The organism is Parafrankia sp. EAN1pec, assembly GCF_000018005.1.
Lineage (GTDB): Bacteria > Actinomycetota > Actinomycetes > Frankiales > Frankiaceae > Parafrankia > Parafrankia soli.
In genome coordinates, this window is sequence record NC_009921.1 from 3,287,230 (window position 1) to 3,300,058 (window position 12,829).

Genomic DNA, 12,829 nt, shown 5'->3' on the forward strand with positions numbered 1-12,829 from the left:
GTCAGGGGCCGCTGTGGACGAGTGGTGCCCACAGGTCGGGGCGTTCTGGATACTGGTCCCGTAGACGCAGGGTGACGGTATGCAGCACGGGGGCTGCCTGGTCGGCGACCGGAGTGTCGGCGAAATGCTGGTAGAACGCGCGGGCGGCGTCCACGGCGTCACCGTCGGCGAGTGGCCACAGGCTGGCCACCACATGCCGGAAACCGGCGAGCTGGAAGGCGGCGGCCGGGTGCAGCACCTCGTCGGCGTAGCGGGTGCCGTGGTTGGCGGTGGAGCAGGCGGACAGGTAGGCGAGTTCGGCGTCGGTCAGCCGCAGACCGCCGATCTCGGGCAGTGTCAGGATGCGGTCGTGCACCCGCAGACCGCTGTCGACCTGCGAGGTCGCGTTGATCACGCCGTGGCAGGCGAAATGCGCCCAGGTTGTCTGCCGTAGCGCGGTCAGGACTTGATCTGCGGTCGCGTCCGCGTTGAGCAGGGACGGGCCGTCCACCACGGCCGCCTCCTTTTCGGCGCCGGGTAGCTCCGGCATGTCCGGGGTGGCGCTCATGACGACGGACAGGTTCTGGCGCCGTCGGGCCGGCGGGCGGCTGCGGGCGGCCCGCAGTGCCCGCAGCGAGGGGATGTAGGAGGAGATCATGGTGTCGAGAGCGCCGTCCTGGCCGGGGTGGCCGGCGGCGTGCAACGGCAGCAGTCCGAGGAGCCCGGTTGGCAGCCACCACACCCGCTGGGCAGTGTCGCCGGGAGGCAGGGCGGCGGCGACCGGGGCCACGACGACGTCCCACAACCAGCCCAGCACCGCGGTCACCACCAGACGCCGACGCAGTGCCCCGGCCAGGGTGGAGCCGCTGTTGAGGGCGGCGAGCAAGGCGGTGACCTGCTTGTTGACGTCGGACGGCCGCAGGTCGGGCAGCGCGACGGACACGGGGTCGGTGTCGGCCCGCACGAGGATGGCGTCGCTTCGGTGCGTATCGGCGTTGACGAGGATCACGCACCCACCCGCGGCGGCGGGGGCCAGCTCCGCCAGTTGCGGCGCCGCGACGAAGTGCATGAGGCCGGGGACCGCACGGATGTCGACGAGGAGCCGGTCGTAGTCGGCCCACCATCGGCGGCGTTCGTCGGCGGGGAAGTCGGGGGTGTTGAGCCGCTCGCAGACCCAGCGGAAGCGGGCGGCGAGCCGTGGTGCCCGGTCGTCGAGCTCGTCGAGGTCGGCCCGGGTGTTGGCCTGGCTCGCCAGGAGCACCCCGCGGCCGAGTTCGGCGAACTCGACGGCGCCCGCCGGGTCACCGGCCGCGCAGTGCGCGGCCACCCCGGCTCCGACGAGGCCGCCGTGTTCACCGAGCCGGTACTGCTGGTCGGCCCAGCCCGCCTCGCGGGGAGCCACCGACGGCAGGAGAGCGGCGGCCGCGTCCAGCATCGCGAGGGCGAGCGCCGGCTGCCCGGCGCTCTGCGCGAGCCGGCCCACGGCATGGTGGGCAGACACCCGGTCGGCGGGGGCGGCGCCCTGGGCGCCGGTCATCCCGTCGGCGAGCTCCCGCAGTCGTGACCGGTCCGGGGCCTGGCCCGCGCCGGCGATCCGTTGCAGGTAGGCGACGCACATGCTGGCGGTGAACCGGGAGCGGTGTGGATGGTCGACCGGGAGCGCCACCAGAGCCCGTTCGCACAGAGTGACAGTGGTGTCGAGGTCGGCGGCCGCGCCGGTGAGACGGTAGCGGTCGAGGTGGGCGGCGGCGAGGTCGGCCAGTCGATCCGGCAGGTCCAGGTGGTCGGCGGGGGTGCCGGCGACGGCCCGTTCCCTCAGGTCGATCGCCCGGTCCAGGTCGGCGCCACCCGGCGTGTGGCTGCGCCGGCGCCAGTGCGCGGTGGCCAGCCGGGCGTACCGCTCGGCGCGTGCCACGTCGTCCTCGCGGGTGGCCGCCAGGGCCCGCTCGCCGAGCTCCACCGCCCGGTCCAGGTCGCTGGCCTCGCCGCTGATCGCATGACGCTGCTGGTAGGCGTCACCCAGAAGCGACCACCATCCCGGCAGGGAGGTGCTGTCCGTCGCCGTGACCTGCTCGCCGAGTTCGATCGCACGCGCGAGCTCGGCGGTCACGCCGCTGTGGCGGTAGCGGGTCAGGTGGACGGCCGCGCGTTCCAGGGCCGCACCGGCCCGGTCCGGATGCCCGGGCGGGATCGCTGCCAGGGCCCAGCTCGCCAGGTCCTCGGCCTGGTCGAGGTCGGTGTCCGCGCCGGCGCTGCGATGACGCCGGTGCAGCGCGGCGGCGAGCCGGCCGAGGGCGTCTGCCCGGGCGGGGTCGGTCTCCGGCATCGCCGCGAGGGCCTGCCGGCCGAGGTCGACGGCGCGGTTCAGGTCGCCGAGTGCCCCGCTGCGTTCGTGCCGCCGAAGCAGGGTCGCGGCGGCGGCGCACAGGTAGGTGGCGCGCCGCGGGTCGCGTGGTGACAGCGCAGCCGCGGCCTGCTCGGCGAGGGTGGCCGCCCGCCACAGCTCGGAGCGTTGCCCGGACCGGTCATAGTGGCGCAACAGCGCGCGGCCGAGGGCGGACAGAACGTCGGGGTCCTCCTGCCCGCCGGGCAGCGCGGCCGCGTCCTCCGCCAGGTCCACGGCCCGTTCCAGGTCCGCGGGTGAGTCGGTGTGCTCGTGCCGGTGCAGATAGGCGGTGGCCAGGTCCGCGAGCTGGTTCGCCGAGGGGCCGGTATGCGCCAGGGCCCGCTCGGACAGGTCGATGACGCGCTGCAGGTCCGCGGGATCGGCGTGCAGCCGGTACCGGCAGCGGTAGGCCCGGGCGAGGGCGGTCCACGCCTGGACGGACACCTCCGGCGCCCCGCCATCCTGGTCCGCGAGCCTCACGGCCCGTTCGCCGGTGTCGAGGGCCCGGTCGAGGTCGGTGGTGGTGCCGTCGCGTTCGTGCCGTCGGCGGTACGCGGTGGACAGCGCCGAGAGCCGGCCGCTCCGACCGGGCCCCCGCCGCGGCCCCTGACCCTGCCGCGGCCGCGCGGTCGCGGCAGGGGCCAGAAGCAGGATGGCCGCGTCGAGCAGGGCGGGATCCTCGCCTCCGGCCGCGGCATCGAGCAGCTGCACGCCCAGCGCGGCCTGGACGTCGGGATCTGTGAACCGCCCGACCACGGGCACGAGCTCGGACGGGACGGCCTCGTGATCGTCGGAGATCGGTTCCAGGCACAGCAGGCACCGGGCCAGCTCGGACAGACCGGCGCCCACGGGCAGCAGCTGGTAACGGCGGTGGTGCAACCGGCCCAGGGTGGCGCTGGCGATGGAGAACGCCGCGTCCAGCGCGGGGGAGGAGGTGGTGAGGTCGACGGCGTGGAGCAGCCGCCACAGGGCGGCGGCGTCCCGGTCGGCGTCGGCGTCGAGGATCTCCGCGACCTGCCTCGTCCGGTCGTACTGCTCGATCCGGTCGCGGATCCGCCAGGTCAGGTCGTCAAGCGGCACCGCTACCGGCTTCCTTGTCCGTGTGGCCGTGGACGGTCACCAACGTGGGTCCACCTGCAGGAGCCGGGCCGGTCCCCCGCCACCCCGTCCGGTCGCCAGCAGTAGTCCGCCGTCGGGAAGTGCGACGAGGCTGACGATCGGCGGGAAGCTGGCGGTGGGCTGGTCGACCCGGGCGAGTACGGCACCGGACTCGACCTCCCAGACCAGCGTCTGGCGGCCCCGGGCCGCGGCGACGACCACGCGCAGGTCGGGCAGCACCGCCAGGGCGACATCCCCGCCGTGCCCGTCGCCGGGCGCGGGCAGGGTGCGCAGGACCTCGCCGGTGTGACCGTCCCAGATCCGCACGGTCGACCCGGCGATCGCCGCCACCCGCAACGAACGGTCCACCAGGGTCGCCACGGCCACCGCAGGCGTACTCGACATCGAGCCGGCGCAGTCCACGACAAACTCGTGTGACCTCGTCCGTTCCCCGCTGCGCACGTACTGCTCGGAGCTGTTCCAGACATGGACACGGGCGGCATCGATGTCCTCGACGCCGGCCACCACGCAGACGCTGCCGTCGGAGAGCACCACGGCCGCCACCGACCACACCAGGTCGACACGGGGGCTGCCGACCTCGAACTCCCCGACCGAACGCTGGGTCTCCACATCCCACAGGCGCACCCGCGCGTCATCACTGCCGGTGATCAACCAGGGGACGTCGCCGGGTGGGTACGCCCAGGCGACGGTGTTCACGGGGGCCTCGTGCCAGTCGATCTCCACCAGGGCCGCTCCGTCCTGGGCGGACCACACGCGGGCAAGATGATCCTTACCGCCGGTGGCCAGGACGACCCGTCCGTCGGACAGGGCGGTCAACGCGACCGCCAGTACCCATTCACTGTGCCCGGAGACCGTGCAGAGCTTCGCGCCGTCACCGGTGCTCCACACGTGGGCGCCGCTGTCGTGCGCCGACGCGAGCAGCCGGCGTCCGTCGGTAAGCGCGATCAGCGCCAGCGATCGGGGCTGCAACTCCGCGTCATCCCGCAACCAGGCCGCGGGGGTGACGTCGCGGACCCGCACCTCCAACGGATCCCAGTCCCGCGGCTGCGTCGTCATGGCGCTCACCGGGCCCGGCCGGCGCAGGGGCGGCGCCGGCGGCCAGGACACCCGCGAGGGAACGCCGTGGATGTCGATGTACTCGTGCTTGTCGTCTGTCGCCATCATCCAGCCGGAGGGATCCACGTACAAGCCGTCCGGCGGCCTGGACCGGCGGTCCACCCTGACGTCGACGACGTCGCTGGAACGGTAGGGCAGCTCGTCGTCGGCGTTCGCACGGACGGACTTCCTGTACGCGGCCTCGGCCGGCCCGCAGTCGGGATAGTCGACGACATGCCAGTCCACGCCCTCCTCGCGGGCGGTGTGGACAGCGAAACGCTCGACACCTGTCAGCGGATCACGGTATTTGATCAGCTCGATACTTCCGTTGAGAAGCGCATGGGTCTCGGTGACCCGCAGCCGCTCCCCTTTGCCGAACGCCGTGAGGAAACGTTTCCATGTCGAGTCCGGATCGTCCCCCCACCGGTTATACAGATCGTTGTCCTGAACCGTGTCGTAGAGCACTCGGGAACCGTCGGGTGGGAATGCCTCCATGAATGGTTCCGGGTCGGTGGGGACCTGCTCCCACCGGCCGGTGTGCCGACCCATCAGGCTGCGGACGGCCCGCCAGGCCGCGGCCTTGTCCTCGAACCGTCGCAGCCCGAAACCGTTGTGCCACACGTACCAGCCGCCCTCGGACGAGGTGCCGACCTGGATGTGCGCATCCCGCGCCCGCGCGGCGGAGTCCCGCAGCGCCCACTGCATGACGGCCCGGCGCCCGTATGTCTCCAGCGTGCCCTCCACGAAAGTCAGCCGCCCTTGCTACCCCGACCGGATCCTAGTCGTGGCAGGAAGGTGCCATTTACCTTGCCGGAACCAACCCTCAGCCCCCGACCTGCTCGGCGCCGCGTTCGGCAGGGTGCGGAAGATGGCCTTCCGGTCCGCCGGATAACGTCGTCCGCTGTGACGGAACAACGTGTCGATCCCGCTGAGCGACGGATGCTGAGCGCCTTGTGTGACGAGTTGCCGGTCCTCCGCGAACTGTGCGCCATGGACTCCGCCGACAAACAGCTGCTGTTGGCCAGGATCGAGACCGAAGCCCGCGCACGCAGGCCGGTCGCGGCGCTGCTCGCCGAGCTTCTCGGCGCCGACACGACCGACCCCCAGCGAGGCCTGGGCACCGGCCTGCCCGGAGCCGGCCCCGGGCGGGCCGACGAGGAGATCTTCGGCTGCCCCGACAGCGCGTGTGACCGGATCGCCGACGCCGTTCCGGCGGGCCCGATCCCACGCTGCCTGCTCACCGGACTGCCGATGAGCAGGCGCTGACCGCATGAACGGCTTCTTCGGTGAACTCGCGAAGAAGCTCGCCGAACGCTGGGTCGGCCTCCTCGCCCTGCCCGGCCTACTGTTCGTCGCGTCCGCCTGGATCGGCGGACGGCTCGGCTGGGCACACGCGGTCGATGTGCGCCGCCTGGCGGACGAAGCCGCCCGGCAGGGCACCGCACTGGGCGCGAAGGCCGGGCCGGTGCAGGCCCTCGCCGTGATCGGCGCACTGCTCACCTCCTGCGGAGTCGGACTGCTCGTGCAGGCCCTCGCCGGGCCGGTCCGCGACTGCTGGCTCGGCCGGTGGCCACCCGGTCTGCGTCGGGCGCAGCGGTGGCGTACCGACGCACGGTCGCGCCGCTGGCACCGTCTGGTCGCCGCCCGCCGCGAGCTGCAGACCCGATACCCGCCGGCAACCCGGACACCGCCGCAACAGGCCGAGATCGACCTCGCCGCGGAGCAGGTCATCCGGATGTCTCCCGCCCCGCCGGCCAGGCCGACCTGGATGGGTGACCGCATCGCGGCCGTTGAGCAGATCGGGGTGAACCGCTACGGCCTGGACCTCCGGTTCGGCTGGACGCGCCTGTGGCTGGTGCTGCCCGACAATCTGCGCGCCGACCTGGCCGCGGCCAACGGCCAGTTCGCCACCACCGTGATCACCACGGCCTGGGCGCTGCCCTACCTTGCGCTGGGCGTGCTGTGGTGGCCCGGACTACTCATCTCGCTCGCCGTAGGCCTGACCGGCTGGGCGCGGGGTCGCACCGCGATCGCCGAACTGACCGAACTGACCGAGGCGACCCTGGACCTGCACGGCCGGACCCTGGCCATCGCCCTCGGCGTCGCCGCACCCGACAGCACCGGCCCCCTGGACCCGGCCGAGGGCGAACGGATCACACGGTTGACACGGAAGGGCCGATGACCCCGCGGTCACCCACCAACCGGCTGGTAGGGCATCCGAGCAGGCAGTGTCGGCGGCGCGACCAGACCGTCGCCCGGCCAGTACGGCCCGCCCTCCACGAACTCACGAACCGACCTCTCGAACTGGGCAATCTCCCGCTGACGATCACGCGGCCCCAGCTTCGTCCTCCCGCCGGACGATGGATCAACCATGGTGACCTCGGTGTTGGGGCCGTTGGTCAGCAACGCCTCAGCCCGTGGCTGCAGACCCAGCTGCGTCGCATCGCAGCCACCCGCACGGGTGAGCGCGACAAGCGCCTCGATCACCGCCTGCCACCGCGCAACCTGCGGCCACAGCGCCCCGCCGGCCAGCTCGTAGGTCAGCGTCGACAGCGGCACCACGCACCCGTGGGTACGACCGGGGAACTCGGTCAGGCAGCGGTAGATCCGCCCGCCGTCCGGCTGCGGAAGCGAGGGATGCAACAGCGTCCGCGCGTGCACGAGGGTCGCGTTGATGGGAACCGGATGCCGCGGCGACCGGTACGGATCATGTACCGCGAGGAGATACACATCTGCGACAGTCATCTTCCCATCACCTTCCACCATGACCGCAGGTAGTCTTTCTGGTGCGCTTGGCGCAGGGTACAGATTATCGACCCCGCCTCGCCCCTCCGTATCCGGCGCAATACTTGCGGCAGCGTTGTCAAAGTAGGTATCTGTACGGGATACGTGACGCTACCGGGAAGCTAGAGTTCCGAATCGCTGCCGGGTGACAGAACACGAAGATCAGGCGGAAGCCCCGGCCACCAGGGTGCGGCGCACAGGGGAGATAGTGCTCAGATCGTGATCGGCCACGTTCCCTTGCCGAGGGCGTTCCAGAACTCGCCCACCGGTGTTGACCTGGGGTTTTGCAGGTCGTTTCAGAATGGCCCTGGGAACCGGCGGAACTTGGCGCAGGCAGGCGAAGGTCCGCTCGAACCAAGGCCTACCGGTCAGACCAGAGGGGCCCGCTCCCGGCACGGCGCACCGCGAGAGACCAGCGGAACGTGGTGGAGCCTCCGAGCGGGGTGACTCGGAGGCTCCATGGTGGGTTGTTGGGGGCCTCAGCCGTCGGTGTGGTGTTCGCGGTGGGTGAGGTTGCGGCGGATGTCGTCGCAGCGGTTGGTGAGTTCGCGTGCTTCCGCGAGTGCGGCGTCACGGGTTTTGATCACGGCGCGGCGTGATCCGTACTTGCCGCCGTAGGTCTGCTGGGCGACGGTGGCGAGAAGTCCGGCGCGTCCAAGATCCTCGGTGTGGCCTGCCAGGTGTAGGAGCGTGCGCAGGGTGGGGAAGTCGTGCCCGTCCTCCCATGCCATCGCGAAGATCACGTTGGAGAGTCCGGCGAGAAAGGTCACCGACGCTAGATGCTCGGCCTGCCGCCGGGCAGTGTCGGGGTTACCGGCGTCGGGGGTTGTGCGACGGGGGCGGTAGCCGTTGCGCTGGGCAGCGTCGTGGACCGCCCAGCGGCGGATGACGGCACGGTTCACAACGGAGGTCTCGCCGTCCTGGGTCTGGTACTGCCACCCGTCGGGTTCCCGGGTGGCGACGTCCAGGGAGGCGACGACGCAGCTCCGGACGATCGTCCCGAGCCGACGGGCGTAGATCAGTACCGCGTCCTGGGCGATGTCGTCGGACACGTCGTCGCTGCCGTAGGTACCGAATCCGTCCCGGGCGATGGTGGCGCTGCCGTCGGCGCGCTTGCGGGAGCGGGATGCATCGACCTTCCGGCAGTGGCGGTGTGCGTGGTCGACGATCGCGGCCCAGTCCGCTTCGGTGACACGCGCCATGTCCTCGGCCGTGGCGGACTGGGCGGGAACGATCGACGGAATGTCCCGGGAAAAGAATGAGGAAAAGAAGTCATGCGACATGGAGGACTCCATGTGGGTGGGGGATTTAGCGCCGCGCGCCGGGCGCAGCGCGCCGATAACTAATAATCCCTCCATGTACCCGAGAAATCAATACTGTCGGGCGACTATTTCTAGTCTTTTTGGGTGATCCGGCAATCATATTTCCGCAGATCGGAGACCATCCCCGCAAGTCGATAAATGGTAGAGGTGTGAGTCGCGAAAAGAATGCAAGCGGAAAGGATGGGTCAAGTGAAATGCAAAGGAGGGGCCGTGTGGGAAATTCAGGTATTTATGGAATTCTAGTTTCATGCGCTTATCTGAAGTGCGACTGTCGCGACCCGTGGACCTGGAGCGGCCCGACTATCATCCAGGGCTCCTGGTAGCCAGTCAGGCTGTTCTTGGGCAGTGCCAGCGGGCCCCTGAACTGCGCCAGCACGCCGCAGGCGGGTATCCCATCAAGTGGGAAACCCCCGTGCGCACCAGAGGGGATAACCCCATGGGAAGGGGGTATGCCGATGTCGCGGCCGGCGTCCAGACGGCGACCTGCCCTCACCGTTGAAGACGTGGCTGGCGGCTCGGCCTGGGTAGCACATCCGCTGGTCACGGCCTTGTGGCCTCTCGCTGTGCGGTGCCGTGGCGGTGCTAGCGCCCGCCGCTGGCCGGTCCCGGTTCCCCGTGAGTGGCGTGGGGCCTGCGGACAGCGGAGACACCGTTGCTGGCGCTCCGCTGGGTCGCCGCGGCGGTGGCTCACCTCGGCTACTGGGTCGCGCGTGGGGCCGCACGCGGTCGTTATCCCGTACCGGGGGCAGATCTAGACCACGGTGTGGCTGGGTTCGCCGATTTGCTCTCTGCCTGTGCGTCCGACGGTTACGTTCTGGGGTGTGCCGCTAGATTTCCTGCGGATGCTCGGCCGCGATGGCCACCCGACCCCGCTGGGGCAGGCCTTCGCCGAGTACGGCCGCATCGCGAAGACTCTGGCTCTGCTGGCGATAATGGAACCTCTCGACGACACCCATCGCCGGGCGGTGAGGTGAACACCCGGACCACCGTGCAGGAATCCCGCCACAAATTCGCCCGCGTGATCTTCCACGGCCGCTGCGGGCAGATCTACCGGGAAGGGCAGGAGGACCAGCTCGGCGCCCTCGGCCTGACCTCAACGCCGCCGTGCTGTGGAACACCCGCTACCTCGCTGTCCTACGCCAGACCCGACACCGACGTCGCCCGGCTCTCCCCGCCCGGGAATGCCCATCTCAACTACCTGGACTGCTACTCCTGTTCCCGCCGCCCCAAGGCTTTGGCCTGTGGGCTCTGCGCAGCCCCGAGGACGATCCTGATGAGGAGACCGCCATGAGCCAGCAGGAGGAGCCGTCCGGGTTCGCCGCGGTGACCGTGGTTCTGCTGACGGTCGAGGAGTTTCCAGGCGAGCTCGCCGATGACTATCCGGCGGCCTGCGCTGCCCTCGATCTGCCCGTCACGTATGACGGGTACGCACTGCTTCTCGGTCAGGACACCATCGGCGCCCGATGGACCCAGGTCAGCACGGACACCGACGCCGCCCGCAGCGCCCTGGCCCTGTGGGACACCGGCTTGCAGAGCGGGATCTCCACCAACCCCAAGCGCCTGCTCGCCTACCGGCCGGGCTGGCCCATCGAATGCCACCTGGCCCTCGCGGATCGGACGGACCCGCATGATCCGACCGGGGCGGAGACGTCGCTGCGACCACCGCAGATGACCGCCTGGCCCGGCGCAGAACGCCGCCGCGCCGCCGACCGTCTCGCCAGCGACCTGGAAGACCTGATCGTCGACGACGACACCGGCTTTGACGAGCCCCACCTGCGCCTGCACGACATCCTGCCCAGGCTCGCCGACCTGGACCATCCCGCCGTCACACAGGCCCTCAGCGCCGCCTGGCGACTCGCCACCGACTCGGCCCCCGCCCCAGGAAGCGTGCGGTCCCGCCGCGCCGCACCTGGCCCGGCACGGCTTCTGCGCGCCAGCGCGGACGGCTGGAGCCTGGTGGGCCGCACCGACAACCCGGTCCTGCTCCTGACAGACCAGCTCCCCGCCATCGCAGCAGACCTCACCGGCACAGACCGACTCGCCGAACTCCTCGACGCCCTGGACGCAGCCGCAACCCGGGCCGTCATCCCCTCGCCACCGCCCGCCTCGCCGAGGCGGCGGGGCCAGCCAGGACGCACCAGATCACAGACGTGACCGTGAAGTGCACACGTCCTCGGCGCGACGGCCAACGCTGCCAGCGGGACGCCGCGGAATGGCCCGGACAACGCCAAGGCCTCGGACAACCGGATCTCGACTGGCCGGACCTCCCCAGGTCGGTGGCCTGCTGGACACATCTAACCGACGCCGAAAGAGAGATGTGTCTGCAAGCCCGCGCACGACGCGACGAGGCCAGCCGAGAACACCGCGCCCGCGAGGCCGCCGCCCGGGAAGCCGCCGGCATCCCCCCTCCACAACCGGTCACCACGGTGGAACCCGACCCGCCGGTGTGCACCGGGGACTGCATCTCCGAAGCCGCCGCCTGGGACAGAGCCCATCCAGGGCAGTTCCACGACCACAGCGACGGCGCGATGATGTCGTGCGCCACCTGCCACGGCGACGTCTGCTTCTCGTGCGGCCACGCGCCGGTGCCCGGGACAGGGATGATCTGTGACCGGTGCGGCGAGGCGGACGCGGCCGCACTGGCGGCTGACGCCGACTGGGAACCGCCATCCGACCCGCGCGATGACCTCAACCGGCTCATCGGCCGCATCGTGCACACCGGCAACCTGACCTACGCCACCGTTCACGCCCGGGTCAACAAAACGATGGGCGTAGCGCGGCGCCGAGAAGCCGACCCTCAGGCAATCCAGGAAGGCATCGCCTTCGCCCACGCCTGGCTGGAGGCGCTGGCCTGCGAGGAACCGGACCCGATCGGGGACACCCGGGACGATCCGTCCACCGGCATCGCAGCCCCGACCGGCAGGGCACCACGGCTTCGCATCATCCCCATGCCCGCCTCCGGTCCCAGATGGCAGGCACAACTCGACCTCATCCGCGCGAGCGGGGCGATTTACGATGTCCAGAGCCGACTCTGGTGGCTGTCGCTGAGCACAGCCGAGCCGGGCTGGGCCGCGTTGCAGACGCTGTTCACTGCCGCCCGCGAACACCAGACTCAGATCATCGTGGAGATGTTCCCGCCCTGACGGAGAGCAGGCGGTCGCGGATCAGCTGGCGCTGGAGGGAACCACAGCCACGAACTCGGCCCCCTTGTGGTTGGCCACGATCAGCGCGAAACGATGCCCGACCGGGCATTGAAGATCGATCTGGACGTATCCGCCCCGTGTACCGATCGGGCTGTCGTAGTCGTCGCGGTCGGGGAACACCGTCACGGCCCTGTGATCTTCGGCGAAATCCGGCCCGGTCCACCGTCTCGGCTCCGCAGGAGGAACAGCGCAGCTGCCACTGCAGACCGTCCGCGGTGGTCCCGTGGGGGACGAGCACCTGCGGATGAGGGTTCATCAACATCGACAGCTCCCACCATGAGTGCACAACACCCGCATCGACCGGAAGCCGGCGCGAGATCCTGGTCGGTACAGAATCCTCCTGTGCCGCAGGGCCTTCGGAGCCACCCCAGCGAACACAGAGTCGGCAAACGGTCGTCGGTCGACACCCGCCAGCCACACCCCTCGACCCGCATCACGACGTCGACAGCCCACGTCGACGCTCAAAGGTAGGAGACGTCCGTGTCGAGTATTTTGGGGCCGTTTTGATCGGATATGCGCAGGTCGCCACCACCGACCAGAACCCCGACCACCAGATCGACGCCCTGGAACGCGCCAGCGTCGCCCGCCGCAACATCCACATCGACCTGACCTCCGGCGTCAGCGGTCACCTCGACAAGGCCAGCGTCGGCAAGCGGCCCGCCACCACGGGGACCGCGGCATGAGCGGCCAGGAGATATGGCGCACCACGACCAACCTCGACGTGACGACCGTCGTCGAACGCGGCGGAAGGGTCTCTGTCCGCCTCGCCGACCGCGAGGTCTACTCGGCGCAGCTGGTCCCCGGCCGCGACCCCACAGAGAGCCGCTCCTCGCATGAGCTGGTGCTTGATGCTCTCGCGCAGATGCTCGTCGACCAGCTTCATCCTGGGTCTACCCCCGGCATTTTCCGCCCGCGTCGAACTGGACCATGACGCACAGAAG

At 70.5% G+C, this 12,829-nt stretch carries 11 protein-coding genes and 1 pseudogene; 7 read left to right on the top strand and 5 right to left on the bottom strand.

The features are described 5' to 3' along the window. Position 1: 1 nt before the first annotated feature. Both FRANEAN1_RS13540 and FRANEAN1_RS13545 read right to left on the bottom strand, forming a co-directional pair. On the bottom strand, positions 2-3,445 hold the full coding sequence (locus FRANEAN1_RS13540) for a CHAT domain-containing protein (RefSeq protein ID WP_020460360.1): 3,444 nt from the start codon (positions 3,443-3,445) through the stop codon (positions 2-4). 36 nt (positions 3,446-3,481) lie between these two features. Next, positions 3,482-5,323: a hypothetical protein gene (locus FRANEAN1_RS13545; RefSeq protein WP_041254130.1), complete on the bottom strand. Its 1,842-nt coding sequence runs from the start codon at positions 5,321-5,323 to the stop codon at positions 3,482-3,484. A gap of 159 nt (positions 5,324-5,482) precedes the next feature. On the opposite strand from FRANEAN1_RS13545, the gene FRANEAN1_RS13550 reads away from it, so the two are divergent. After that, on the top strand, positions 5,483-5,845 hold the full coding sequence (locus FRANEAN1_RS13550; RefSeq protein ID WP_020460362.1) for a hypothetical protein: 363 nt from the start codon (positions 5,483-5,485) through the stop codon (positions 5,843-5,845). Between the two features lie 4 nt (positions 5,846-5,849). After that, a complete protein-coding gene (locus tag FRANEAN1_RS13555) occupies positions 5,850-6,761 on the top strand; it encodes a hypothetical protein (protein WP_020460363.1) in 912 nt (303 codons plus the stop codon). 8 nt (positions 6,762-6,769) lie between these two features. Here FRANEAN1_RS13555 and FRANEAN1_RS13560 read toward each other — a convergent pair whose 3' ends face one another. Next, positions 6,770-7,324 (bottom strand): hypothetical protein, encoded by a 555-nt coding sequence (locus tag FRANEAN1_RS13560; RefSeq protein ID WP_020460364.1) that lies wholly within the window; start codon positions 7,322-7,324, stop codon positions 6,770-6,772. A gap of 518 nt (positions 7,325-7,842) precedes the next feature. Next, complete coding sequence (locus FRANEAN1_RS13565; protein ID WP_020460365.1) at positions 7,843-8,646, bottom strand: hypothetical protein; 804 nt, start codon at positions 8,644-8,646, stop codon at positions 7,843-7,845. 869 nt (positions 8,647-9,515) lie between these two features. On the opposite strand from FRANEAN1_RS13565, the pseudogene FRANEAN1_RS40965 reads away from it, so the two are divergent. The 3 genes and pseudogenes from FRANEAN1_RS40965 to FRANEAN1_RS13580 all read left to right on the top strand — a co-directional run. Then, a pseudogene (locus tag FRANEAN1_RS40965) lies at positions 9,516-9,976 on the top strand (Tn3 family transposase); the annotation flags it as partial. Then, positions 9,973-10,839 carry a hypothetical protein gene (locus FRANEAN1_RS40340; protein ID WP_020460368.1) on the top strand — a complete coding sequence of 289 codons (867 nt, stop codon included), beginning with the start codon at positions 9,973-9,975 and terminating at the stop codon, positions 10,837-10,839. The pseudogene FRANEAN1_RS40965 and the gene FRANEAN1_RS40340, both read left to right, overlap by 4 nt. Before the next feature lie 161 nt (positions 10,840-11,000). After that, a complete protein-coding gene (locus FRANEAN1_RS13580) occupies positions 11,001-11,828 on the top strand; it encodes a hypothetical protein (protein ID WP_020460369.1) in 828 nt (275 codons plus the stop codon). A 21-nt stretch (positions 11,829-11,849) separates the two neighbouring features. Here the strand turns inward: FRANEAN1_RS13580 and FRANEAN1_RS40970 are convergent, their stop codons facing one another. After that, positions 11,850-12,014 (bottom strand): hypothetical protein, encoded by a 165-nt coding sequence (locus FRANEAN1_RS40970; RefSeq protein ID WP_157472628.1) that lies wholly within the window; start codon positions 12,012-12,014, stop codon positions 11,850-11,852. Between the two features lie 377 nt (positions 12,015-12,391). Here FRANEAN1_RS40970 and FRANEAN1_RS42140 point away from each other — a divergent pair, with 377 nt between their 5' ends. Continuing rightward, complete coding sequence (locus tag FRANEAN1_RS42140) at positions 12,392-12,571, top strand: hypothetical protein (protein ID WP_020460371.1); 180 nt, start codon at positions 12,392-12,394, stop codon at positions 12,569-12,571. After that, a complete protein-coding gene (locus tag FRANEAN1_RS13590) occupies positions 12,568-12,819 on the top strand; it encodes a hypothetical protein (protein ID WP_041254138.1) in 252 nt (83 codons plus the stop codon). The genes FRANEAN1_RS42140 and FRANEAN1_RS13590 overlap by 4 nt, the downstream gene beginning before the upstream one ends. Positions 12,820-12,829: the final 10 nt, after the last annotated feature.

Bases quoted from the DNA above. Each gene is read 5' to 3' on its own strand.
- FRANEAN1_RS13590 (WP_041254138.1), top strand. From the start codon at position 12,568: ATGAGCGGCCAGGAGATATGGCGCACCACGACCAACCTCGACGTGACG.
- FRANEAN1_RS13555 (WP_020460363.1), top strand. From the start codon at position 5,850: ATGAACGGCTTCTTCGGTGAACTCGCGAAGAAGCTCGCCGAACGCTGG.
- FRANEAN1_RS13580 (WP_020460369.1), top strand. From the start codon at position 11,001: ATGTGTCTGCAAGCCCGCGCACGACGCGACGAGGCCAGCCGAGAACAC.
- FRANEAN1_RS13560 (WP_020460364.1), bottom strand. From the start codon at position 7,324: ATGACTGTCGCAGATGTGTATCTCCTCGCGGTACATGATCCGTACCGG.
- FRANEAN1_RS13565 (WP_020460365.1), bottom strand. From the start codon at position 8,646: ATGTCGCATGACTTCTTTTCCTCATTCTTTTCCCGGGACATTCCGTCG.
- FRANEAN1_RS40340 (WP_020460368.1), top strand. From the start codon at position 9,973: ATGAGCCAGCAGGAGGAGCCGTCCGGGTTCGCCGCGGTGACCGTGGTT.